The following is a 24991-nucleotide window of genomic DNA, read 5'->3' as shown; positions in this document are numbered from 1 at the left end:
TAAAAGTAGGAGGAATTATGTTTAGTATAGGAGTGGACTCAGGGTCAGTGGCAACAAAAGGTGTATTATTCGATGGTGAAAAAATTATTAAGAAAATAATTATACCAACTGGATGGAGCCCTAAAAGTACATCTAAACAGGTCTATGAGTTGTTAAGTAGTGAAATTGATAAAAAAGATATAAAAAAAGTAGTAGGGACAGGTTATGGAAGAGGAGTAATGGATTTTGCTGATAAGAAAGTGACAGAAATAACTTGTCATACTAGAGGAGTTTATTTTTTAAATAGGAATATAAGGACTATTTTAGATGTAGGTGGTCAAGACAGTAAAGTTATAAACTTAGATAGAGATGGAAATGTATTTAATTTTATAATGAATGATAAGTGTGCTGCAGGAACTGGTAGATTCTTAGAAATTACTTCTAATCTTTTGGGAAGTGATATAGAAAGTATTGATACATTAGCTCAAGGACATAATCCAGTTAATATATCTAGTATGTGTACAGTTTTTGCTGAATCTGAAATTGTAAGTCTTTTAGCTCAAAATATTTCTACTGGAGAGGTAGCAGCAGGGATACTTAAATCTATTGCAAATAAATCTACTTCAATGCTGGCAAGAGGTGAGATAATAGATGAAGTTGCATTTACTGGAGGACTTGCAAAGAGTAAAGAATTAGTAAAAATGATAGAAGAAATACTGGACAGAAAAATTTTTATTGCAGAAGATACTCAAATAATGGGAGCCTTAGGGGCTGCTGTAATAGGGTTTAGATAAAATATATTAAAAATAAAACAAGAAAACTGGATTTATTTGGGATAAATCCAGTTTTTTATTTTATTTTGTTTATTTATAAAGGGAAACTTTGGTATAATTGATTTAAATGATTATATATTTGTAAATAATTTATATTTAATCATATATAACATTAAAGTTTTTAAAATTAGATCGAAGTGAGGGGGAGAACGCGTGAAGAAATTTGCTTCAAAACAAGCAGCAAGATTTGTTGCACTATTTTTAATATCTATTTTAGTAATGTCAACAATTCCTGTATCAGCTGACAGTAGTAGTACATTGAATCAGATAAAAAAAGCAGAATACAGTGAAACTTATAAACAATATCTAAAAGATGCTAAAAATGGACGTACAGAAAAATATAATGGTATTATACCAAATCCATATCAACTGGAAGGTACTCAAATTCAGAGTAAAGGAAGAACCGCACCAGCATCTTATGACCCTAGAAAATTAGGTCTTATGACATCAGTAAAAAATCAAGAAAATCTAGGAATATGCTGGGATTTCGCTGCAATGGCAACTTTAGAGAGTTTCTTGAAATTAAATAACTATGGAGATTATGATTTATCAGAAGAACATCTAAGATGGTGGGCTTCAGAGGGTGAATATGGATGGACTGTAAATGACATGGATGGTGCTTTAAATTATGAAGCTATGGGCTATTTAACATCTTGGTCAGGTCCTAAATTGGAAAAAGACATTCCATACAATGGTAAAGTATCTAAAGCACAAGGAGCTACAAAGCCAACTAATATGAATACATCTCCAACTGTTTTTAATGTAACAGATGCTGTATGTGTAAGTAATGATATAAATTCTACAAAAAATGCTATATTGCAGTATGGAGCAGTAACATCTGGTTATTATGAAGATATTAAATATCAAAGTGAAAATCAAAATGCATACTATTGTCCAACAAAAAGTTTTAATACTAATCATGCTATTTCAATTGTGGGCTGGGATGATAACTATTCTAAAGACAGTTTTAATGCAAACATTAAACCATCAAAAAATGGTGCTTGGCTAATAAAAAATAGCTGGGGAGATTATAATTCTGAGAATGGATATTTCTGGATATCTTATGAAGATAAAACACTTATGTCTGATATAGATAACTTTTCAATCAAAGGTGGTCAAAAGCCAAATGATGACGAAAAAATGTATCAACATGACTATGCAAGTATTGTTCCTTTAATTTCAAACAAAATAACAGCTGCAAATGTATTTGATTTTAATAGAGGTGATGAGACTCTAAAATCTGTAATGTTCTTAACTGAGAGTATAGGGGCTAAATATGAAGTATATTATGCTCCAGTAGTAAATGGTATACCTCAAGAGAATAATATGAAAAAGTTAAAAGAAGGTACTGCACAATATTCAGGATACATAACAGTTCCAATTGATTCTTTTGATATACCAGCAGGAAAAGGAGCAATTGTAGTCAGTATAGAGGCAAAAAATGGAGAATCAACTATAGGCTCTGAATCAAATGTACCAGGATACGATACATTTAAAGCAAAAGCTAATTTAGGTGAAAGTTACGTTATAGATAGTACTGGAAAATTCTTCGATATAAATAGAGATAGCAACTTCTATCCATGTAATTTCACTATAAAAGCTGTTACAGAAAAGTCTTCTGGAGAGAGTATACCAAATGAGTCTTTAATTGGTAGTGATAGATATGAAACTGCTATCAAAGTTAGTCAAAATGGTTTTAATTCTTCAGAAAATGTAGTTTTAGTAAATGGAGGTTCAATAGTGGACGCATTAGCAGCAACTCCTTTTACATCTGCTATCAATTCGCCAATACTATTAACACAAAAAGAAACTTTGAATTCAAAGACTAAGGCTGAGATACAAAGATTAGGTGTTAAGAAAGTATACTTAATAGGTGGAGAGAATTCTATAAGTAAAGAAATTGAACAACAATTAAAAAACTTAAACATATCAATAGAGAGAATATCAGGAAGTGATAGATATAAGACAAGTTTACTATTAGCTCAAAAACTAAATAGTATAAAAAGTGTTTCTCAAATAGCAGTTGTTAATGGAGTAAAGGGATTAGCTGATGCCATTAGTGTAGGAGCAGCCGCAGCAGAAAATAATATACCAATTATACTTGCAAATGAAAAAAGCGAATTGCAAGGAGCTGATGACTTTTTAAATTCATTAAATATAGATAAATCTTATATTATTGGAGGAACAGTATCTTTATCAAGTAATTTAGAGAGTAAATTGAAAAATCCAATTAGATTATCTGGTAGTAGTAGAGATGAAACTAATTCCAAGATAATAGATAATTTTTATAAAAAAGATACTTTAAAAAATGCATTTGTAGTTAAAAATGGAATTAAGAGTCAAAATGATTTGATAGATGGCTTGGCAGTTGGTCCTCTAGGGTCTAAAACTGGTTCACCAGTAATTTTAGTTGGAGACAAATTAGCTGATAGCCAAAAAGAAGTTCTTAAAAACAAGACTTTAGAAAAAGTAACTCAAGTTGGTGGTGGAGCAAATCAAAATGCATTTAAAGAGTTAGTAAAATTAAAGAGTGCTAAATAAGATACTTAAATATTAATATGTATTAGTAATTTTTATTAATAAGAGCTGAAAATAATTATTTTAAATTATTGATAAATAAAATAATCAATAATTATAAAATTTTATTTTCAGCTTTTAATTTGCATATTATACATTTAAAAACACAAATAAAAAGGGTTATTTTATACAGAAAATTTTGCATTTTATATATAAATAACCCATATATAATTAACTTTTTATAGTGTTCTAATAGATATTATTGAGCTTAATGGTAAATATAATGTGTAAGTTTCGTTTAAAGTTGGATTAGAGTCATCTATATATCTTGAGCAAAGTGTAATTGATAAGCTGTCTGCTTCTATAATTTCACCATATAGAGGACAACTGCTAAAATAAGAATGCACTTCAACATATTTATTTAAGTTTTCTTGTACATAATCTTGAAAACGGTTCTTTGTAGTAGTAGTCATGAAATCAACTCCTTTATTTTTTATTAAAAATGAAATTTTTAAAAAGATGAATATGATTACTTCTATTAGAAACTAAGTTAAAAAATAAGCAAATAGATATGAAAATTAGAATAATATATTATTTATACTTATATTATAACACTATAGAATAAAAAATGCTATAAAAAATTCAGAATTTTCGAAGATTTTTAAGTATATTAATAAAGCTATTGACAGTTAATAAAAAAAGTATTATATTGACTGTATAAAATATTTTAGTCAAAATGGAGGAGAAAAAATGCCTAAATCATATTCTGATAAAGAAAGAGAGTATATAATAAAAAGGCTTAAGGAAGAAGCAAGCTTATGTATGGAGCAATATGGTATCAGAAAGACTACTGTTGATGAGCTTGTAAGAAGGGTAAAAATACCAAAAGGAACTTTTTATTTATTTTTTCAATCAAAAGAAGTACTCTTTTTTGAGGTACTTAGAGATATACATGATTCTATACAGAAACAGATTCTGTACGAAATAGGGAGGATAGATGAAAATATTACATGTGAGCAATTGACAGAGATATTTATGAAATTTTATAAACTAGTTGATAGTACCTCGATTTTAAATATTATGGTAAGTGGAGAACTTGAAATCTTAATGCGAAAGTTACCAGATTCGATAATGGAAGAACATTTCAAACATGATGATTTTGAAATTGGAGAGATTATATCTTATATACCAAATGCAAAAAATAAGGATATAGAAAGCTTTAGTGGCGCTTTTAGAGCAGTTTTTCTTACTATGTTATATAAACGAGAAGTTGGAAGTGATTGCTTTGAAGATGCTTTAAGGTTAATGATACATGGATTAGTTATACAACTTATAAAGTAGAGTTTAACTTTTGTTTGCTAATTGTTTTTATAGAGAATAGTTAACAAACAAAAAAATTATCTTTTATTGACTATATAATTAAAATGGTCAAAAAGTAGAAAGGATGGTATAAAATGATTAAGGTTGATAATTTATCATTTAGTTACACAGATAGAGATTTTTTACAAAATATTAATTTTAAAGTAGGGAAGGGGGAAATACTAGGATTCTTAGGTCCATCTGGGGCAGGAAAATCAACACTACAAAAGATTCTAATTGGCATGATAACCAATTACAAAGGAAGTGTAGTTGTTAATGGAATAGAAAGTAAAAAATGTTCAAATAAATTTTATGAAAATATAGGTGTTGATTTTGAATTTCCAAGTTTGTATGAAAAATTGACTGCAATAGAAAATCTAAAATATTTTGGTTCTTTATATTCCAAAAAATTGCTACCTATTGATGAACTATTAAAATCAGTAGGTTTAGAAAATGAAGGAAATAAAAAGATATCTGAATATTCAAAAGGGATGAAATCTAGACTAAATTTTATAAAAGCTTTATTACATAATCCAGATATTTTATTTTTGGATGAACCAACAAGTGGTCTTGACCCATCAAACAGCAAAGTTATGAAAGACATAATTTTATCAGAAAAGTCTAAAGGTAAAACTATTATCTTAACAACTCATAATATGCTGGATGCAACAGAGCTTTGTGATAGGGTAGCGTTTATTGTAAATGGAAAAATATCTGCATTAGATACACCACATAACCTTATCATGTCAAAAGGAGCTATAAAAATCAGATATACTTATTTTGATAATGGAGAAAAAACTTCTGAATGTTTTTTGAACAATACTAGTAATGACAAAAACTTGAATATGCTTATTAAAAAAAATAAACTTTTATCAATACATAGTAGCGAACCAACATTAAATGATATTTTCATTGAGATAACAGGGAGGAACTTACAATGAGACTAAAAAACCTTATAGTAGGAGATATAAAGTTTCAATTTAAATATGGTTTTTATTTTTTATATATTATTTTAAGTATTATATATATTTGTGTTATCAATGTATTTCCGACTTTTATGAGAGAAAAGATAGCCATAATTATGATTTATTCTGACCCAGCAGCAATGGGATTGTTTTTTATGGGGGCTATTGTACTTCTTGAGAAAAGTCAACGAGTTTTAAATTCTTTAACTGTATCTCCAGTAAAAGTGTCAGAATACATTTTATCAAAGGTAATTTCACTAGGAATAATATCTAGTATTGTTGCTATATTTATTGCCAGTGCAGTAAATTTAGATAACATTGTAATAATAATTATAGGAACTTTTTTTTCTTCTGTTATATTTTCTTTACTTGGATTGATGATTGCAAGTAGAGTATCTAGCTTAAATAAGTTTATTGTTTCAACTATTCCTATTGAGATTATATGTTTTATTCCACCAATACTCAATGTATTTATTGATACAAAATCATATATAGATTTTTATCCTTTTAATGTATGCATTTCTCTTATTAGTGGGGATAAAAGTTTTATAGTAATTAATATTTTAATTTTAATATTAATGATAATAATAACTTATTTTATAACCTATTATTTTATTTGTAGTAGTTGGAAAAAGGTAGGTGGAGTAAAATTATGATAAAGATTATAAATGCTTTTAAACAAGAGTTTGGACAAGTTAAAAGAGATGCAATCCTTTTTGCAGTATGTGTTTCTCCAATACTGTGTGGAGTATTTATAAAATTTGGAATACCATTAATACAAGATATATTGTCTGATAAGTTTTACTATCAGTTAAATTTAAAGTCATATTTCTTGATGTTTGATTTGCTTATGGCTTTTATTACACCTTTTATGTTCTCCTTTGCTTTTACAATGGTCATATTAGGAGAGATTGATGACAATATTTCAAGGTATTTAATAGTAACCCCACTTGGTAAAACTGGTTATCTTATTTCAAGACTTGGAATACCAACTATTTTAGCATTTGTTATTACAGTAGTTTTATTAATGATTTTTTCTTTAACTAAAATCACTTTCTTGTCAAACATATTAATTTCTTTAATAGCTTTGTTACAAGCAACCATTACATCAATGTTGGTGATTTCTTTATCCTCAAATAAATTGGAAGGAATGGCTATTACTAAATTATCAGGTGTTTTTATAATGGGTATTTTAGCACCATTTTTTATTTTTAATAGAGTACAATATATTCTCTTTTTCTTGCCAACATTTTGGTTGTCAAAGGCGTTTAAGGAAAGTAATTATATATATGTATTTATTTCATTTTTTATATCATTAGTATGGGTTTTTTTACTATTTAAAAAATTTAGTAAAAAAATAATCAAGTAAGACAATTTATAGAATGAATGTAAGGTTAACTTGACATTGAGGTTGAAAAATGTTACATTTGAAATGTAAGGTTAACATTACATGAATGGAGTATGTATGAAAAATAAAATAAAGATATTAAGAGAAAATTTAGGTTTAACACAAGAACAACTTGGCATATTAGTTGGAACGTCTAGACAGGCGATAAATGCTATAGAAACTGGTAAAAATGAACCTTCAATATGGTTGGCATATGATATTTCAAGTGTTTTTAATGAGCCAATTGAGAGTGTATTTTTATTTGAAGAAAGTGAAAGAAAATCAAGAGCACAGATAAGTAGGGGGGAACATTATGGCTCTAAGAGAGATTAGAACTTTTGATGATGAAATTTTAAGAAAAAAGAGTAAGTATGTAGAAAATGTAGATAATAAGATAAGAGAGATATTAAATGATATGGCAGAGACTATGTATAATACACCAAATGGTGGAGGACTGGCTGGATGCCAAGTAGGAGTATTAAAACGATTAGTTGTTATAGATTTAGGAGAAGGTCTTATTAAGCTTGTTAATCCTGAAATTCTTAAAGAAGAAGGAGAACAAATTGTTGTTGAAGGTTGTCTAAGTTTTCCTGAAACATGGGGAAAATTAAAAAGACCGAAAAAAGTTACAGTACAAGCTTTAAATGAGTATGGTGAAAAAATAGAAATTAAAGGTTCAGGTTTTATGGCAAAATGTCTTTGTCATGAGATAGACCATTTAAATGGTATAGTTTTTACAGATAAAATTATTGAACATGTAAAGTTATAAGATATACTTAGGATTAAATTTAGAAAATATTTTATAGTGAGGAGTTAAATTATGAGATTATGGCATAAGGATTTAATTGATGTATTACCTAAAAATCAATTAGTAAGTCAATGGAGAGAACTACTTGCTATAAAAGGTTCTATAGATAAAAAAGGTACACCAAACCATCTATTAGTTAATAAGGTCTTGGATTATAGTATAGACGAGTTTAAGTTTTATACAAGAATTATACATGATGAAATGTTAAAGAGAAATTATAAGCCTAATGAACTCAAATACATAAGTATATTAAAGTGGGAGAACAACAATTTCTCAAATGATATATCTAAGGTGCATAGTTTAAGTTTAGAGAATCTATATAATTCTTGGCACAATAAAATATATTTGAGGCAGTGCTTATATAATTTAGAAGAAAAAGCGACCTGTGGAGGAATACCCATGGATGAATGGAAGATATTACTTTATAAATATGGTGAAGATTATAAATTATGGTCTGGAAATTACCTACTCTAATTAATTATTATGATTTAATATTGTGATATTATTATGTATAAAGAGGTGATTATTTGTATACTAAGGTAAAATATATTCCAATAGATTGTGAAATAGCTTGTAATAAATTAAAAAGAAGTATGCCCTATAAATGGGATTTAAATATTTATCGTGGATGCGAGCATGGATGTAAATACTGCTATGCTATTTATTCTCATAAATATATTAATTCTAATAATTATTTTGAAGAGATTTATGTGAAAACGAATATAGTAGAAAAACTTGAGAAACAACTTAGAAGCAGTAAGTGGAACAGAGAAGTAATTAATATAGGTGGTGTTACAGATAGCTATCAACCAATAGAGGAAGATTATAAAATTATGCCAGAAATATTAAATCTATTAATAAAGTATAAGACACCAGCTATTATTTCCACAAAATCGGATTTAATCTTGAGAGATTATGATTTGATTGACAAATTATCTAGGATTACATACATAAACATAGCATCTACAATCACAACAGTAAATAAAGATATACAAAAACTTATTGAACCAAATGGTGTAGATTCAATGAGAAGGTTTAATATGTTAAAAGAGTTCAGAAAAACTAACGCATCAGTTGGATTGCATATTATGCCAATTATACCGTATATCACAGATGATTTTGAGAATATAAATTCTTTATTTACATATGCAAGAGAATGTAATGTACATTACGTTTTGCCTGGGATATTGTACTTACGAGGGCTAACTAGAGGTGTCTTTTTTGACTTTGTTAAAAAAGAGTTTCCTGAATTATTTAATAAATTATCAATACTATATAGTACAGGCTCAGCTAATAGAGAGTATAAAAATCAATTGTATAAAATGGTCAATGAACTTAGAAACAAACATTATTTATCAAGTAGTTACTCTAAGGTAATGAATGAAAAATTAAAAAAAACACAAGATGTACAGTTATCTTTTTTTGATTAATTTCAGATATAAAAAATATTTTTAGAGAAATGATTGTGAAATGTTTAAATTAAATCTTATTGACAAATATAAACATTAAATATATAATTAATTCATAAAATAAAAATATGAAAGGATGATGTTGTTCGGTGATACTTGATATCATAAAATCGTTGATATAAGTATTTCTGGAAAAGAGTGAATAAAATCAAATTTAATAAGCAAACAAAGTTAAACTACAGTTTTATTGTTGTGCTTAAAAATATTTGGTTCTATTTTACTCTTATTTAAACTCATCTTTTTGAAGTTAAACCACAGAGTAAACTCTGTGGTTTTTTTATTTTAAAAATAAAAATTTTAAGGAGTGGTATGTTTTGTTAAACAAATTATGTATGTATTTAGAAAGACCAGAGCTTTACAAAAGAAGTGAAATTAATTTTTGGAATGACGAGTACATTTCAAAACAATTATTAAAAGCTCATTTAGATGTTGACTTTGAAGGAGCAAGTAGAAATTTTAACTTTATTGAGGATTCTGTAAATTGGATAGCTACAGTTGCAAGTCCAAAAGATTATCCTAAATTAATTGATTTAGGATGTGGCCCAGGATTATATGCAGAGAGATTTGCGCAAAAAGGATATAAGGTAACCGGAATTGATTTCTCAAAACGTTCTATTAAATATGCACAAAATAGAAATAAAGAAACGAATTTAAATATAAACTATTTATTTCAAAGTTATTTAAGTATGAATTACAATGAAGAATTTGATTTAGCTACTTTAATTTATTGTGATTATGGAGCTTTATCAACTGAAGACAGAAGATTGTTAATGGAGAAAATTTATAAAAGTTTAAAACCTGGAGGAAAATTGATATTAGATGTATTTACAATAAATAAATACAATGATTTTGAAGAGATTAAGAGCTGGGAAATAAATGAAGATGGGGGATTTTGGAGTAGCGAAAGATATATGTGTATACAAGATAATTGTAAATACAGTGATTATAATACACTTGAGCAAACCCTTGTGATGACAGAAAAACATGAAAATGTATTTTATATTTGGAATCACTATTTTTCAAAAGAAAGTTTCTTATTAGAAATTCAAGATATTGGATTTAAGTCTGTTGAGTTTTTTAGTAATGTTAAAGGTGAGGCATATTCTGATGATAGTATGACTATGGGATTAGTTTTACAGAAATAATAAATATTTCTAAATGGATAAATAAAAACTTGAAACCGATAATAATAAAATAATATAAGAAAAGCACATATATTGAAAAATGGGAATTTTTATGTTACTTTTAATACATTATAAATTTACTTATACAAAAGTAAGAGTTAATATTTAGATTGTTATTTCTATATAAAATTTATTTAGATATCTTTTAAAACAATTAATGCTATTAAAAGTAACATATATCTCAAAAGAGCTAAAAAGGATGTGATATTGATGTTAGAGGTTCAAGGAAAGTGTAATAAAGCAAAAATATTTACAGAGAATGTAGATAGTACAACTATAAGTCAGATAATAGAATTATGTAATCAGGAGTTTACAGCTAAGTCTAAGATAAGAATAATGCCAGATTGCCACGCAGGTGCTGGTTGTGTAATAGGTACTGTCATGACAATACAAGATAAAATTGTTCCAAATCTTGTTGGAGTTGACATAGGTTGTGGTGTTTTATGTGCAAATCTAGGTAAAATCGATTTGGATTTAAAAAAAATAGATGATTTCATAAGAGAGAAAATACCTCATGGATTTAATATAAATAAATATAGTAAGGCAAATTACAAAAAAGAAATAGAATCATTATACTGTTTAAAAGATATAGGAAAAGCAACTGAGGAATATAACAGGGCAATTGGGAGTCTTGGAGGAGGAAATCATTTCATTGAGTTAGATGAAGATAATGAAAAAAATAAGTATTTAATAATACACTCAGGTAGTAGGAATCTTGGAAATAGAGTAGCAAAATGCTATCAAAAAAAAGCTTATGATTATTATATCAGAGCCAACAATGAATTTGAAGACGATAGTAAAAGACTTATAGAGGAGTATAAAAAGGAAAATAGAGAAGATGAGATTCAAGATGCATTGATTAGGCTTAAAAAAGAACATAACTTTACTCCTAAAATACCAAAAGATTTATGTTATTTAGAAGGAAGATTAATGGATGATTATCTTCATGATATGGATATTATACAGAGATATGCTGAATTAAACAGAGATACAATGGCTAAAAGAATAATTGAAGAATGCATAGGTCTTAAATTTAATGATTTAGAACATTTTCAAACTATACATAATTATATAGAAATTGAAAATAAGATATTAAGAAAAGGAGCTATAGCAGCATATGAAGGTAGAAAATTACTAATTCCTATAAACATGAGAGATGGTGTTATATTGGGAGTAGGCAAAGGCAATTTAGATTGGGTTAATTCTGCCCCTCATGGTGCAGGACGCATACTTTCAAGAGGAGAAGCTAAAAGAAATATAAATATGAAAGATTATGAAGAATCTATGAAAAATATATTTACAACAAGTGTAAATATTAAAACTATTGACGAAGCACCTCAAGCGTACAAACCAATTGATGAGATTGTAGAAAATATAAGAGATACGGTTGACATAATTAATATATTGAAACCTATTTATAATTTTAAATCAAATTAATAATTGTAGGAGTAAATCGATGTTAGGAATATATTTTAGTGGAACAGGTAATTCAAAATACTGTGTAGAAAAATTTTTACAAGAATACGATACAACAGCAGATTCTTATTCTATTGAAGATAGTGAACTTTTAAAATACATCCACAATCATGAGGACATTGTTTTGGGTTATCCTGTACAATATAGTAATGTACCTAAAATATTAAAAGATTTTATAGTCAATAATTCATCCTTGTGGAATGGGAAACATATTTTTATTATTGCCACTATGGCTCTGTTTAGTGGAGATGGTTCTGGTGTTTTATCTAGAATATTTAAAAAATATGGAGCTACTACTGTTGGTGGGCTACACATAAAGATGCCAGATAGTATAGGAGATGAAAAGGTATTAAAACATTCTTTGGATTACAATAGAAATTTAGTAATAAAAGCAGAAAATAAAATAAAGAAAGCTAGTAAAGATTTGAAGTATGGGATACCACCAAAAGATGGGTTAGGTTTTTTGTGTCATATTGTAGGACTATTTGGACAAAGACTATATTTTATTAATAAAATGAATCGATATACAGACAAACTAAAAATAAATGATGATAAATGTATCATATGTGGTAAATGTATTGATTTATGTCCAATGAATAATTTAGTAATTAAAAATGAGATGGTTGTTTCCAATAGTCAGTGTACAATGTGTTATCGGTGTGTAAATAATTGTCCGAAGCAAGCAATCACATTATTAGGTAAAATGGTTGTTGAACAGAGTAATATTGAGAAATACATATAAGAAAATTGAAATTAGGAAGTGAATATAAGGAATGGAATACTACATAGTTGATGCATTTACAAGTAAATTATTTAAAGGAAATCCTGCTGGAGTTTGTGTACTTGACAAGAGGTTGCCTTTGGAATTAATGCAGAAAATAGCAGAAGAAAACAATCTGCCAGAAACTGCATTTATAGTCAAAAATAAGGAAAATTATGAATTACGATGGTTTACTCCTAAAGCAGAAATTGATTTATGTGGGCATGCAACTTTGGCAGCAGCTTATATAATATCAAATTTTATTGATAGTAATATTCAAAAAATAGAGTTTGTTACTCAAAGTGGAAATCTTAAAGTTACACGAAATGGGAATCTATATGAGTTGACATTTCCAAAACTAATGCCTACTGAAATAGAATTATCACCACAACAAATTGATTTGATAGGTTGTATACCAAGTGCTATTTACTCTTCAAGAGATTTAATTTTATTACTAAATAGTGAACAAGAAGTTATAAATTATGTACCTAATTATGCAAATTTGCGTAAATTGACAGATTGGTTAGGTATAATAATTACAGCACAAGGGAGTAATACAGATTTTGTTTCAAGATATTTTTGTCCAGAATTAGATTCAGAGGACCCTGTAACTGGTTCATCTCATTGTAATTTAATTCCATATTGGGCTGAAAGATTGGGAAAAAATAAAATGGTAGCAACACAACTGTCTAATCGAGGTGGTATAATTCAGTGTGAATTATTAGAAGATAATACTGTGAGAATTTCTGGTGAAGCAGTTTTATTTATGCAGGGAACAATAAAAATCGATACTTAGAAATTAATTGATATCAACATTGACAATGATTATTAAAAAAGATAATATTTAATTTATAAAGATAAAAACACAGTCTGGTTGGTAGTCCAGACGCAGCAATTGCTGTCAGTAACCTGCCTCCTTGGTTGTCCGTTCTTTAGAAAGTAACTAAATAGGAGGAACTAGCAATGGACAAAGTTAGTGGAAAATTGACAGTTTTATTTGAAGAGCCATTTTGGATAGGTGTATTTGAAAGACAAGATGGTAAGAAATATGAAGCATGTAGAGTAGTTTTTGGAGCAGAACCTAAAGAGGTAGAAGTATATGAATTTATACTTGAAAGATTTTTCTCATTAGATTTTGGTAGTATTAAGTTAGAAAAGAATATAACCAAAGACAAAGTTGGATACAAAAGAATGCAGAGAAAAGTAAAAAAGGAACAAGAAAAAGAAACTATAGGAACTAAGGCTCAAAATGCCCTTAAGCATCAATATGAAGAAAGAAAGCAGGATAAAAAAATTCTAGCTAAAGATAGGAAAGAAGAAGAAAAAGAAAGACTTTTCAATTTGAAACAAGAAAAGAGAAAAGCCAAACATAAAGGTCATTAATTTTAATTAGATGTTTTTTTATGAATTGCTAGAAAAAGGTGTATGAAATCAAAAGTTTCATACACCTTAATTTATTGGAAAAATAAAGTTTTGTATTTCAATTACTTTAAAATATAAAAATATATTAATAATAATTGTAGGAATATTATAAATGGTATCCCAAACGTAAATTTAATATGCTTAGTTTTATGTCTAAAAGAATACATACCAGTTATAGAACCTATACTGCCTCCAATTACAGCTATAGAAATAAGAGTGGCTTCTTTTATTCTCCATTCATTTTTAATTGCTCTTTTTTTATCTATATACATTGAAAAGAAAGCAATAAAATTAATAACTATAAAATATATCAAAATAAAATTTTTCATAATCTAACCTCCATAAAAATATATTATACATTATAAAGTAAGAGTTCTGTTTTTGAAAGTTAAATTTGCAATTAGTACATATAAGATATTTGGAAAGATTAAATATAACATTAATTGGAAAATTTAAAAAACTTAAACAATTGATAAATAGGGGGTATATTTATAAGACATAAAGTGATAAAATTTACTTAGAAAATAATGTAAATAACAGGAGGATAAGACAAAATGAAATTTATAGTAGAAAAAGAAGTCTTTGATAAATTAGAAAATGTATGTTTTGGGGTAGTAGTAGCAAAAGGGATAGATAATACTAAAGAAATTGAAAGAATAAGTAATCTTTTAGATATAAGTATAGATAGAGTAGAAGATTACTTTAAAGATAAAAAAGTGAAAGAATCAGAAGAAATCATACCATATAGAGAAGCCTTTAGAAGCTTGGGAATGAACCCAAACAAATTTATGAGTTCAATAGAAGCAATGACAACAAGAGTTGCTAAGAATAAGAAACTTCCTCATATAAATCCTATTGTAGATTTAGGAAATTCTATTTCTTTAAAATATTTACTTCCAATGGGTGCGCATGATATGGATTTTAGAAATGATGATGTATATGTTAGATTTTCAAAAGAAGGGGATAAATTTGTTCCATTTGGAGAAACTGATGTTGAGTTAATGGAAGAGGGAGAATTAATCTATTCTGTTGGAGATATGGTAAAGACTAGAAGATGGATATGGAGACAAGGAGAGGAAGGAAAAATAACTAATAGTTCAAAAAATATATTTTTCCCTATAGATGGTTTCACTGATGCTAATTTGGATAAAGTAATGAGTGCAAGAGAAGAATTAGCGAAGTTATTAAAAGAAATCTTTGATTGTGAGATTAAAGTAGGTTTTGTAGATAAAGATAATCCAGAAATGGAAATATAATAAGGTAAATATTTATTAAGGCATCATATTTATATTTGCTTGATGGTATTAAAAAAGAAAGGTCGTAGTAAATTTGAAAAAAACTATAATAAATAATGTAAATCCATTGATTGAAAATAAGTTTATAGGACTTTTTGAAATTGAGTATAAGAATAAATTGAATGAAGATAAGGTTTGGATGGTAGCATCAAGAAAAAGTCATGAAGAACTAAAACGCATTTATTTGAAAAATGAAGAAGATAGTGCAGATGCAGTTGTAATAGTGGGACTTCATAAAAGTAGTGGAAAACTGATTTTGATAAAACAATTTAGAGTACCTATCAATGACTATATATATGAATTACCAGCAGGGCTTGTTGATGAAGGTGAATCTATAGGGACTTCTGTTGAAAGAGAACTTAGAGAAGAAACAGGACTTACTCTTTTAGAAATCAAAAAAGATAAGAGTAAAGATAAAGTATACTTATCTCCTGGAATGAGTGATGAATCTGTTGCATTTATTTATTGTATATGTGATGGAGAGATAACAGATGAATTTTTAGAACCTGATGAAGACATTGAAGCTTTTTTAATCTCGCAAGAAGAAGCCAAAGAGATTCTAGCAAGTAATCATAAAATAGATACAAAAGCATTTTTAATTTTACAGATGTTTGTAAGCTTAGGAACTAAATTATTTGAATAGTTATAGAAAAGAGATTATAGATATGATTAAAGTTTATTTTAGTTATAGAAATTATAATCTCTTTTTTGTGTATTAAAGTTTAGAAGTTTATATATTTTTGGGCTAAATAATAATTTATCTGTTTTTTATTATTTTAAATTAAAAAAGAATATCTAATATAGTATATTTTATGAATAAGTATAGTTTAAAAATTCAAAAAAAAGATGGCGAAATATGTCCCAAGGGACATTGAGTAAAATAAATGACTTCAGACCTCACATGATAAAAAGTATATACTAAATGAGGGTTAAAACAGATAAAAATGATACACTAATTCTCTTTTGATAATAAAAAAACATAGAATTTAATTATTTAATCAAGAAAAAGTATTGAACAAATGATTTGTTTAGTGTACAATAATCATGTAAAAACATAGTAATGGAGGGAGACATTTCATAATGAAAATTAAGGTAGGAATGAACGGATTTGGAAGAATAGGAAGAGCTGTATTAAGAATAGCTCAAGAAGAATTAGGAGATAATATAGAAATTGTAGCCATAAATGCAAGAGCAACAACAGAATCTTTGGCACATTTATTTACATATGATTCATGCTATGGAACTTTTAGAGGTGAAGTAGAAGCAAAAGATGAAGATACTTTAGTAGTAAATTCTAAGGAAATAAAAATATTAAGATATAATGACCCAGAAGAATTACCATGGAAGGAACTTGGAGTTGATATAGTAATAGAATCAACAGGATTGTTTACACAAAGAGAAAAGGCAGAAAAGCATATTAAAGCAGGAGCAAAAAAAGTAATTATAACAGCTCCAGGAAAAAATGAAGATATAACTATAGTTATCGGAGTTAATGAAGAACAATATGATAATGAAAAGCACAATATAATTTCAAATGCATCTTGTACTACAAATTGCCTAGCACCATTTGCTAAAGTATTGGACGAAAAATTTGGTATAGTAAAAGGCTTAATGACTACAGTACATTCATATACTAACGATCAAAGAATATTAGATAAGAGCCATAAAGACTTGAGAAGAGCAAGAGCAGCGGCTGAATCTATAATACCTACCACTACAGGAGCAGCAAAAGCTGTGTCAAGAGTATTACCACAATTAGAAGGAAAATTAAATGGTTTTTCACTTAGAGTGCCAACACCAACAGTTTCACTTGTTGATTTAGTGTGTGAACTTAAAGAAAACGTTACAGTTGAAGAAGTAAACTCTGCATTAAAAGATGCTGCTGAAGGAGAATTAAAAGGAGTTCTAGGATATTGTGACAAACCACTTGTTTCTATAGACTTTAGAGGAGATTCTAGATCATCTATTATAGATGCTCTATCCACAATGGCTATAGAAGACAATATGGTTAAAGTAGTGTCATGGTACGATAATGAATGGGGATATTCATCAAGAACAGTTGATTTAGTAAAATATATAGCTGAAAAATTACAATAATACATAACTTTTTTAAAAAAAATTTAAAAAAAATTCCATAAAATTATCAAAAAAGATTATGAAAAATATTGAAGGAAAAATTTTTTCATAATCTTTTTTGTTTACTATAAAAGATACAAGTTACAACTTATAGGTGGATATTAGGTCGTTAGAGTAACATGTGTATAATTAGTAAGGAATCATACTTTTTCTAAAATGAAGGATAAGATGTCGAAAGCTTGCATAAATCTGAAAAATTTTTATTATTAAAATACTGATTTTCATTTTAATTATGATAAAAAAATGACAAATAAAGTTGCAAACAGTAATATTTATAAGTATAATTAAAAAAGAGAAAAGGTTTTGTTAAACTTTACAACAAAAGAAAAAGAAGGGATGATTCAAAATGGAGAAGTTAACAGACAGGAGACAGGTTAAGGCAGTAAGCATGGAAACTTTTGTTTTCTTAATATTACTAGTAGTTGGTTTTGGATATGTTGGTAGTATTATGGGAGCTGGAATGATGTTCAAAGTAATAATGAGTACAGCACATGCTTTACTATTAGAGACAGTTTTCTTAATTATGGCTATGGCAGTTCTTGCAGGCGCATTAAGCGCACTACTTTCAGAGTTTGGAGTAATAGCATTAATTAATAAAATTTTCGCTATATTTATGAAGCCTTTGTATGGATTGCCTGGTGCTAGTATAGCAGGAGCTATAACAACTTATTTATCAGATAATCCAGCTATTATACCTTTTGCTAAAGATAAAACATTCACACAGTACTTTAAAAAATATCAAGTTCCAGCATTATGTAACTTAGGAACAGCTTTTGGTATGGGACTTATCTTAACAACATTTATGATTTCACAAGGTACAGAATATGTACTTCCAGCATTAATTGGTAATTTAGGTGCTGTTATAGGTAGTATAGTAAGTGTTAGAATAATGTTGACATTTACTAAGAAATTTTATAAATACAATCCAGAGGAAGATAAAGCAACAGGGTCACTAGAGAAAAAAGCTGAATTTAGAGAAGTCAGAGAAGGAAATGTGTTCCAAAGAGCTTTAGATGCAATTCTTGAGGGTGGTAAAATGGGAGTAGATATGGGAATGGCTATAATCCCAGGTGTCCTAGTAGTATGTACATTAGTCATGCTATTAACTTTTGGACCATCTACAGACCCTGTTACAGGTCAAGAGGTTTATACAGGAGCTGCATATGAAGGAATAAGATTACTTCCAGTTATTGGAGATAAACTTGGATTTATATTAGAACCATTGTTTGGATTTACATCACCAGAAGCAATAGCTTTCCCTATAACTTCACTGGGAGCTGTTGGAGCAGCAATGTCTTTAGTTCCAGAATTTATAAAATCAGGAGCTATAACTCCTAATGATATAGCAGTGTTTACAGCTATGGGGATGTGTTGGAGTGGATATTTAAGTACACATATTGGTATGATGGATGCATTAAATGCTAGACAATTAGCAGGTAAAGCTATTCTTTCTCATACAATAGGTGGTTTATGTGCAGGAGCAGCAGCCCACTTCATATTTATGCTCGTAGGATAAGTATAGTTAATAAAATGTAGTATATAAGAAATGGTTGTTAGTGTACAAGAAGAATTTGTACACTGGCAACCATTTTTTGATGAATGAAGATAATATATAAATATTAAGTAGATATTAGAGTTACGTTATATTTATGTAAAAAGTAACAAAAATCTGTAGAAATTTATGACAAAATTTAGTACACTAACTATATGTTCTTATTTAAAATTTAAGGTTAGGATTGGGAATTACCTAGTAGAGTAAGCTTGATTAATAAAATAATCATAAAATAAAAATATTAGTCATAAAGATTATAGAATAACTTACTTAAAATAAAGCCATAGAACTTACAAAAATTAAAAAAAGCATATAAGTATGGAGGGATACAATGGATGAATTATTTCATATAGGAATTGATGTAGGTTCTACAACGGTGAAGGTTGTGGTACTTAATAATAGTAATAATATAGTTCATAAAGAATATAGAAGACATTATTCTGATGTGAAAAAATCAGTTAAAGAAGTACTAAATGGTATATATGAAAAATTGGGAAATATAAATACTAAGATTGTAATAACTGGTTCAGGTGGAATTGGAATATCTAAAAAACTAGAAGTAAAATTTGTTCAGGAAGTTATATCTAGTACAAAAGCAATAGAATATTTCCATCCTGAAACTGATGTTGTCATAGAACTTGGAGGTGAAGATGCAAAAATAACATATCTGAGTGGAGGAATAGACCAAAGAATGAATGGGATATGTGCAGGTGGTACAGGAGCATTTATAGACCAGATGGCGTCACTTTTAAAGACAGATGCTAGTGGATTAAATGAGCTAGCAAAAGAGTACAATGTTATATATCCAATAGCTTCAAGATGTGGTGTTTTTGCTAAAACAGATATTCAACCTCTCATAAATGATGGAGCTAAGCAGACTGATATCGCCATGAGTATCTTTAATGCTGTTGTCGTACAAACTGTAAGTGTTCTTTCTTGTGGAAGAAAAATAGAAGGGAATGTAGCATTTTTAGGCGGTCCATTGTACTTTTTATCTGAGCTTAGAGAAGCATTTAAAAGAGTATTAGATTTAAAAGATGAAAATATAATTTTTCCAGAAGATGCACAACTTTATATCGCTATTGGAGCGGGATTATTATCAGTAGATGAAGACAGTATAAATTTAGAGTTTCTAATAGAAAAACTAGATAGTATAGAGAATATTGAAGATGGAGAAGTAAATTTATTAGAACCATTATTTAGAGATAAAAACGAATATGAAGAGTTTTCAAGAAGACATGAAAAAGAAAAAATAAACTATGTAGATATAAATTCAATCAAAGGTAATTGTTATTTAGGAATTGATGCGGGTTCCACTACTACTAAAGCAGCTCTTATTGATGAAGAAGGAAGACTTGTATATTCTTATTATAATAGTAATGAAGGAAATCCATTAAAAACTACTATTAAAGTTATAAATGAAATATATGATATATTGCCAAAGGACGTTAAAATACTGAGCTCAACTGTAACTGGATATGGAGAAGGTCTTATTAAAAAAGCATTAAAAATTGATAATGGAGAAATAGAAACTATAGCACATTATAAAGCTGCTAAATTTTTCGATAAAGATGTAGATTTTATACTTGATATTGGTGGCCAAGACATGAAGTGCCTAAAAATAAAAGATGGAGTAATTGACAATATAATATTAAATGAAGCTTGTTCTTCAGGTTGTGGCTCATTTTTAGAAACATTTGCAACTTCTCTATCTATGACAATAGAAGAATTTGCACATGAAGGGATTTATTCTCAAAGTCCTGTAGACTTAGGTTCAAGATGTACTGTGTTTATGAATTCTAGAGTAAAACAGTCTCAAAAAGAAGGAGCAAGTATTGGAGATATATCAGCAGGGTTATCTTATTCTGTAATAAAAAATGCTTTGTTTAAAGTAATAAAAATTAGAGATTTAAATGAAATTGGTAGCAATATTGTTGTACAAGGTGGAACATTTTATAATGATTTGGTGCTTAGAAGCTTTGAAAAATTAATTGAAAAAAATGTAATTAGACCTAATATTTCAGGCATTATGGGTGCTTTTGGTTCAGCACTTATAGCAAAAGAAAAGTATGAAAGTGGCTATCAAACATCTTTATTATCTAAGGAAGAATTAAATAATATAAAGCTAGAATCAAGTGTAATTAGATGTAAAGGATGCTCAAATCATTGTCTTCTTACTATAAATAAATTTTCTGATAATGAAATTTTTATTTCAGGAAATAGATGTGAGAAAGGCGAAGCTATCTATGGCGATAAAAAAATAGGACTAGAAAAGAAAAAACCAATAAATTTATTTAAGTACAAATATGATAGGATTTTTAGATATAAACCACTAGAAAAAGAAGAAGCAAAAAATGGAGAGATTGGGATACCAAGAGTATTAAATATGTATGAAGATTATCCATTTTGGTTTACTTTTTTCAATAATATGGGATTTAGAGTTGTACTTTCAGATAGGTCATCAAAACGATTATATGAAACTGGTATAACTAGTATTGCTTCTGAAACAGTTTGCTATCCAGGAAAATTAGTTCATGGACATATAGAAAACTTAATTGCAAAGGGCATAAAAAATATATTTTATCCAAGCGTAACGAATGAAAATAAAGAGGATTCAAGTGCTGATAATTATTATAATTGTCCTGTTGTAATATCATATTCTGAAGTAATAAAAAATAATGTGGAAAATATAAGAAATAAGAACATAAACTATATAAATCCATTTATAAGTCTAAATGACAAAGAAAAATTGAAAAAAAGACTTTATGAAGAATTATCAAAAAGTTTTTCAGATATAAATATAACTAAAGAAGAAATTAATAATGCAGTTGATAAAGCCACTGATGAACAAAATTCCTTTAAAATGGAAATACAGGCTGCAGGAGAAAGAGCACTTAAAGAAATAAAAGAAAGAGATATGAAGGGGATTGTGTTATGTGGGAGACCATATCATATAGACCCAGAAATAAATCATGGTATGCCAGAACTTATAAACTCATTAGATATGGCAGTACTTACTGAAGATTCAATATGCCACCTAGCAAATATACAAAGACCTCTTAGAGTTGTAGACCAATGGGTATATCATTCAAGATTGTATAAAGCAGCAAGCTTTGTGAGAGATAAAAATTATTTAGAATTGGTTCAACTTAATTCATTTGGATGTGGATTGGATGCAGTAACCACAGACCAAGTTCAGGAAATACTTAATGAAAAATCAAAGATATATACTATCATAAAGATTGATGAAGGCAACAATTTAGGTGCTGCTAAAATAAGAATGAGGTCTTTAAAAGCAGCCATGTTTGAAAGAGAAAGCAAAAATATAGATGTTAAAAATATAAAGATAAATAGGATACAATATGCTAAAAATAATCAAATAACGAACAAACATACTATATTAGCTCCACAAATGTCTCCAATACATTTTCAATTTCTTGAAAAGGCTATGAATTTAAGTGGTTATAATATAGAGGTTTTAAAAGATACAGATAGCAATGTAATTGAAGAGGGACTAAGATATGTAAATAATGATGCATGTTATCCAGCTATAATAGTCGTGGGTCAATTAATAACAGCATTAAAATCTGGTAAATATGATTTAAATAATACCTCTGTTACTATAACTCAGACTGGTGGAGGTTGTAGAGCTACAAATTATATTGGATTCTTGAGAAAAGCTATGTATGATGCTGGATTTAAAGATGTTCCTGTAATAGCACTTAGTGTAAATGGAATAGAAGATAGCGGAATAATGGATAATATCTCACTAAAATTAATCAATAGACTTTTTATGGCAGTTGTATATGGAGATTTATTGATGAAGGTACTTTATAGGGTGAGACCATATGAAAAGGTAACTGGAAGTGCAAATACTCTATATGAGAAATGGGTTGATATATGTAAAACTTCTCTTGTCAAAGCAAAGATTTCTGTATTTACTAAAAATATAAAAGATATAGTAAAGGAATTTGATAACTTAGAGATACTTGATGTAAAAAAACCAAAAGTAGGTTTAGTAGGAGAAATTTTAGTGAAATTCCATCCAATCGCAAATAATAATTTAGTAGATATATTGGAGCGAGAAGGTGCCGAAGCAGTTGTTCCAGACCTTACAAATTTCTTCTTAAGTTGTGCATTCAATACTATTTATAAACATACTCATTTAGAGGGAAGTAGAAAGAGTAGAATTATAGGAGAAGCATTTATATACATAACTGGAATATACCAAAGGGTGTATAAGAAGGCACTTGATAAGAGCAAAAGATTTTATGCACCAGGGAACATAAAGACTGTTGCTAAAAATACAGAACCAGTAGTGTCATTAGGTAATCAAACTGGAGAAGGTTGGCTTTTAACTGGAGAGATGGTTGAGCTTTTAAATGAAGGTGTAGAAAATATTATTTGTATGCAACCTTTTGGATGTTTGCCTAATCATATAATTGGTAAAGGTTCTATAAAAGAATTAAAAAGATTGTATAAAAATGCAAATATAATACCTATTGATTATGACCCTTCTGCAAGTGAGGTAAATCAGCTTAACAGGATAAAACTTATGCTTTCTAAAGCTTTCAAAAATATATAAAATTGATGTTTTGATATATTAAAAGTTAATAAATTAAAAAAATATTATATATTAAGCAGTTATAAAAGAAGAGTTATCCTATTTTTTAGGGTAACTCTTTATTAGTTAAAAAATTATATGTATACTAGAGTAAAGGGGGAAAGTTATATGAATCTAGTATATGATGTTTATCAATCTAAAATAGGAAATTTGTACATATTAAGTGAAGATGGTTTTATAGTCAGCATAGATATAGGAGATGAAAAGTTTAATAAATTAAAAGATGAATATATCAAAAAAGGAATTGACATAAAAAGAAGCAAGGAAGATTTAAAAGAAGCTATAAATCAGATAGATGATTATTTTAAGGGAAAAAGAAAGGCATTTGATTTAGATATTCGTATTGAAGGGACTGAGTTTCAAAAATCAGTTTATAGGGAAATGTTAAAAATACCATATGGAGAGACCTTGTATTATTCAGATATAGCACAAAATATAAATAATCCAAAATCGGTGAGAGCAATAGGACAAGCAAGTAAAAGTAATAAAATTCCAATAATAATACCTTGCCATAGAGTGGTTGGTAAAAATAATATTGGTGGATATATGGGAAATCATTCTGATTTGAAAGAGATACTATTAAACTTAGAAAAAAGTATATAATCTAGAAAAAAGTGTTTTTGTTGTTAAAATTTGATATAATAATGGTAAAAAGAAGTGTTTTTTACAAAAATATCAAAAAAATATTTTAATTTATAAATACGAGGGGGAATTTTAATGTGTAATAAAGTTATAGCATCAAAATATCATGAAAAAGGTTTTAATTGTGCAGAATCAGTTATAAAAGCATATAATGAGGAATTTAATACAGATATACCAGTTTGTTTAGGAAGTGGACTAGGTTCAGGTTGTGGAGTTGCTAGTTTATGTGGTGCAGTAAATGCCTCAAATATAATAATTGGATATGTAAAAGGCAGAAATCATGAAGATGAAAGTACTAAAGCTAAAGTGTATGCTAAAGATTTGACTACAACAGTAAGAAAAGAGTATGGCTCAGAACTATGTATAGACTTAAAAAAAGATTTAGTTGCATGTAGAGAGATAATGGATTTTGCATATGATAGTCTAAAGGAAACTTTAAAAAAAGAATTATAAAAAAATAAGCTATCAAGTATAAATTATTTGATAGCTTATTTTTTTAGCCTATAATCAATAAGTTTATAATATTTTATGATTACTGTTTGTAAATAAATAGTAAGTGATTTTAGCAGAATTTTAGAATTTT

Annotated in this window: 24 protein-coding genes; 22 read left to right on the top strand and 2 right to left on the bottom strand. The window is 27.9% G+C overall.

Annotated features, from left to right (window positions below):
• Positions 1-17: 17 nt before the first annotated feature.
• The gene (locus KGF38_RS02175) at positions 18-773 is read left to right on the top strand and encodes an acyl-CoA dehydratase activase (RefSeq protein WP_054270230.1); all 756 of its coding nucleotides are present in this window, start codon (positions 18-20) and stop codon (positions 771-773) included.
• 192 nt (positions 774-965) lie between these two features.
• Complete coding sequence (locus tag KGF38_RS02170) at positions 966-3353, top strand: cell wall-binding cysteine protease Cwp13 (protein ID WP_074179399.1); 2388 nt, start codon at positions 966-968, stop codon at positions 3351-3353.
• A 215-nt stretch (positions 3354-3568) separates the two neighbouring features.
• Here the strand turns inward: KGF38_RS02170 and KGF38_RS02165 are convergent, their stop codons facing one another.
• A complete protein-coding gene (locus KGF38_RS02165; RefSeq protein ID WP_054270232.1) occupies positions 3569-3802 on the bottom strand; it encodes a hypothetical protein in 234 nt (77 codons plus the stop codon).
• 277 nt (positions 3803-4079) lie between these two features.
• Here KGF38_RS02165 and KGF38_RS02160 point away from each other — a divergent pair, with 277 nt between their 5' ends.
• The 13 genes from KGF38_RS02160 (at position 4080) to KGF38_RS02100 (ending at position 14120) form a co-directional block, all read left to right on the top strand.
• Positions 4080-4670, top strand: coding sequence for a TetR/AcrR family transcriptional regulator (locus KGF38_RS02160; protein WP_054276654.1), 591 nt, complete (start codon positions 4080-4082; stop codon positions 4668-4670).
• 113 nt (positions 4671-4783) lie between these two features.
• On the top strand, positions 4784-5629 hold the full coding sequence (locus KGF38_RS02155) for an ABC transporter ATP-binding protein (RefSeq protein ID WP_074179398.1): 846 nt from the start codon (positions 4784-4786) through the stop codon (positions 5627-5629).
• Entirely contained in the window at positions 5626-6309 is a 684-nt protein-coding gene (locus KGF38_RS02150; protein WP_054270235.1) for a hypothetical protein, read from the top strand. The genes KGF38_RS02155 and KGF38_RS02150 overlap by 4 nt, the downstream gene beginning before the upstream one ends.
• The gene (locus KGF38_RS02145) at positions 6306-7022 is read left to right on the top strand and encodes an ABC transporter permease (protein WP_074179397.1); all 717 of its coding nucleotides are present in this window, start codon (positions 6306-6308) and stop codon (positions 7020-7022) included. Before KGF38_RS02150 ends, KGF38_RS02145 begins: the two co-directional genes overlap by 4 nt.
• 96 nt (positions 7023-7118) lie before the next feature.
• Entirely contained in the window at positions 7119-7373 is a 255-nt protein-coding gene (locus KGF38_RS02140) for a helix-turn-helix transcriptional regulator (protein ID WP_054270237.1), read from the top strand.
• Positions 7354-7809 (top strand): peptide deformylase, encoded by a 456-nt coding sequence (def, locus tag KGF38_RS02135; RefSeq protein WP_074179396.1) that lies wholly within the window; start codon positions 7354-7356, stop codon positions 7807-7809. The genes KGF38_RS02140 and def overlap by 20 nt, the downstream gene beginning before the upstream one ends.
• 51 nt (positions 7810-7860) lie before the next feature.
• Positions 7861-8322: a pyrimidine dimer DNA glycosylase/endonuclease V gene (locus tag KGF38_RS02130; protein WP_054270239.1), complete on the top strand. Its 462-nt coding sequence runs from the start codon at positions 7861-7863 to the stop codon at positions 8320-8322.
• A gap of 53 nt (positions 8323-8375) precedes the next feature.
• Positions 8376-9278: an SPL family radical SAM protein gene (locus KGF38_RS02125; protein ID WP_074179394.1), complete on the top strand. Its 903-nt coding sequence runs from the start codon at positions 8376-8378 to the stop codon at positions 9276-9278.
• Between the two features lie 353 nt (positions 9279-9631).
• Positions 9632-10462: a class I SAM-dependent methyltransferase gene (locus KGF38_RS02120; protein ID WP_054270241.1), complete on the top strand. Its 831-nt coding sequence runs from the start codon at positions 9632-9634 to the stop codon at positions 10460-10462.
• A gap of 249 nt (positions 10463-10711) precedes the next feature.
• Entirely contained in the window at positions 10712-11938 is a 1227-nt protein-coding gene (locus tag KGF38_RS02115; protein WP_227832133.1) for an RtcB family protein, read from the top strand.
• A 19-nt stretch (positions 11939-11957) separates the two neighbouring features.
• Positions 11958-12719, top strand: coding sequence for an EFR1 family ferrodoxin (locus KGF38_RS02110; RefSeq protein ID WP_054270243.1), 762 nt, complete (start codon positions 11958-11960; stop codon positions 12717-12719).
• A 31-nt stretch (positions 12720-12750) separates the two neighbouring features.
• Entirely contained in the window at positions 12751-13533 is a 783-nt protein-coding gene (locus tag KGF38_RS02105; RefSeq protein WP_054270244.1) for a PhzF family phenazine biosynthesis protein, read from the top strand.
• Between the two features lie 167 nt (positions 13534-13700).
• On the top strand, positions 13701-14120 hold the full coding sequence (locus KGF38_RS02100) for a YjdF family protein (RefSeq protein WP_054270245.1): 420 nt from the start codon (positions 13701-13703) through the stop codon (positions 14118-14120).
• Positions 14121-14221: 101 nt separating this feature from the next.
• Here KGF38_RS02100 and KGF38_RS02095 read toward each other — a convergent pair whose 3' ends face one another.
• Positions 14222-14488 (bottom strand): DUF1294 domain-containing protein, encoded by a 267-nt coding sequence (locus tag KGF38_RS02095; RefSeq protein WP_054270246.1) that lies wholly within the window; start codon positions 14486-14488, stop codon positions 14222-14224.
• 225 nt (positions 14489-14713) lie between these two features.
• Here KGF38_RS02095 and KGF38_RS02090 point away from each other — a divergent pair, with 225 nt between their 5' ends.
• The 7 genes from KGF38_RS02090 (at position 14714) to KGF38_RS02060 (ending at position 24861) form a co-directional block, all read left to right on the top strand.
• A complete protein-coding gene (locus KGF38_RS02090; protein WP_054270247.1) occupies positions 14714-15415 on the top strand; it encodes a B3/4 domain-containing protein in 702 nt (233 codons plus the stop codon).
• Positions 15416-15488: 73 nt separating this feature from the next.
• Positions 15489-16097 carry an NUDIX hydrolase gene (locus tag KGF38_RS02085; protein ID WP_054276666.1) on the top strand — a complete coding sequence of 203 codons (609 nt, stop codon included), beginning with the start codon at positions 15489-15491 and terminating at the stop codon, positions 16095-16097.
• Between the two features lie 437 nt (positions 16098-16534).
• Positions 16535-17551 carry a type I glyceraldehyde-3-phosphate dehydrogenase gene (gene gap / locus KGF38_RS02080; RefSeq protein ID WP_021384519.1) on the top strand — a complete coding sequence of 339 codons (1017 nt, stop codon included), beginning with the start codon at positions 16535-16537 and terminating at the stop codon, positions 17549-17551.
• A 385-nt stretch (positions 17552-17936) separates the two neighbouring features.
• Complete coding sequence (locus tag KGF38_RS02075) at positions 17937-19106, top strand: hypothetical protein (protein WP_054270249.1); 1170 nt, start codon at positions 17937-17939, stop codon at positions 19104-19106.
• Positions 19107-19473: 367 nt separating this feature from the next.
• Complete coding sequence (locus KGF38_RS02070) at positions 19474-23727, top strand: 2-hydroxyacyl-CoA dehydratase (protein ID WP_074179390.1); 4254 nt, start codon at positions 19474-19476, stop codon at positions 23725-23727.
• A gap of 147 nt (positions 23728-23874) precedes the next feature.
• Positions 23875-24369 carry a methylated-DNA--[protein]-cysteine S-methyltransferase gene (locus KGF38_RS02065; RefSeq protein WP_054270251.1) on the top strand — a complete coding sequence of 165 codons (495 nt, stop codon included), beginning with the start codon at positions 23875-23877 and terminating at the stop codon, positions 24367-24369.
• 114 nt (positions 24370-24483) lie between these two features.
• Positions 24484-24861 (top strand): C-GCAxxG-C-C family (seleno)protein, encoded by a 378-nt coding sequence (locus KGF38_RS02060; protein WP_054270252.1) that lies wholly within the window; start codon positions 24484-24486, stop codon positions 24859-24861.
• Positions 24862-24991: the final 130 nt, after the last annotated feature.

It is taken from the genome of Clostridioides sp. ZZV14-6387, from assembly GCF_020657835.1.
Lineage (GTDB): Bacteria > Bacillota > Clostridia > Peptostreptococcales > Peptostreptococcaceae > Clostridioides > Clostridioides difficile_A.
This window is presented reverse-complemented; position numbering and strand designations above follow the sequence as displayed.

Coding starts and splice junctions, on each gene's coding strand:
- KGF38_RS02145 (WP_074179397.1), top strand. CDS start 6,306: ATGATAAAGATTATAAATGCTTTTAAACAAGAGTTTGGACAAGTTAAA.
- gap (WP_021384519.1), top strand. CDS start 16,535: ATGAAAATTAAGGTAGGAATGAACGGATTTGGAAGAATAGGAAGAGCT.
- def (WP_074179396.1), top strand. CDS start 7,354: ATGGCTCTAAGAGAGATTAGAACTTTTGATGATGAAATTTTAAGAAAA.
- KGF38_RS02140 (WP_054270237.1), top strand. CDS start 7,119: ATGAAAAATAAAATAAAGATATTAAGAGAAAATTTAGGTTTAACACAA.
- KGF38_RS02155 (WP_074179398.1), top strand. CDS start 4,784: ATGATTAAGGTTGATAATTTATCATTTAGTTACACAGATAGAGATTTT.
- KGF38_RS02100 (WP_054270245.1), top strand. CDS start 13,701: ATGGACAAAGTTAGTGGAAAATTGACAGTTTTATTTGAAGAGCCATTT.
- KGF38_RS02175 (WP_054270230.1), top strand. CDS start 18: ATGTTTAGTATAGGAGTGGACTCAGGGTCAGTGGCAACAAAAGGTGTA.
- KGF38_RS02070 (WP_074179390.1), top strand. CDS start 19,474: ATGGATGAATTATTTCATATAGGAATTGATGTAGGTTCTACAACGGTG.
- KGF38_RS02065 (WP_054270251.1), top strand. CDS start 23,875: ATGAATCTAGTATATGATGTTTATCAATCTAAAATAGGAAATTTGTAC.
- KGF38_RS02130 (WP_054270239.1), top strand. CDS start 7,861: ATGAGATTATGGCATAAGGATTTAATTGATGTATTACCTAAAAATCAA.
- KGF38_RS02075 (WP_054270249.1), top strand. CDS start 17,937: ATGGAGAAGTTAACAGACAGGAGACAGGTTAAGGCAGTAAGCATGGAA.
- KGF38_RS02150 (WP_054270235.1), top strand. CDS start 5,626: ATGAGACTAAAAAACCTTATAGTAGGAGATATAAAGTTTCAATTTAAA.
- KGF38_RS02165 (WP_054270232.1), bottom strand. CDS start 3,802: ATGACTACTACTACAAAGAACCGTTTTCAAGATTATGTACAAGAAAAC.
- KGF38_RS02110 (WP_054270243.1), top strand. CDS start 11,958: ATGTTAGGAATATATTTTAGTGGAACAGGTAATTCAAAATACTGTGTA.
- KGF38_RS02115 (WP_227832133.1), top strand. CDS start 10,712: ATGTTAGAGGTTCAAGGAAAGTGTAATAAAGCAAAAATATTTACAGAG.
- KGF38_RS02105 (WP_054270244.1), top strand. CDS start 12,751: ATGGAATACTACATAGTTGATGCATTTACAAGTAAATTATTTAAAGGA.
- KGF38_RS02160 (WP_054276654.1), top strand. CDS start 4,080: ATGCCTAAATCATATTCTGATAAAGAAAGAGAGTATATAATAAAAAGG.
- KGF38_RS02060 (WP_054270252.1), top strand. CDS start 24,484: ATGTGTAATAAAGTTATAGCATCAAAATATCATGAAAAAGGTTTTAAT.
- KGF38_RS02095 (WP_054270246.1), bottom strand. CDS start 14,488: ATGAAAAATTTTATTTTGATATATTTTATAGTTATTAATTTTATTGCT.
- KGF38_RS02090 (WP_054270247.1), top strand. CDS start 14,714: ATGAAATTTATAGTAGAAAAAGAAGTCTTTGATAAATTAGAAAATGTA.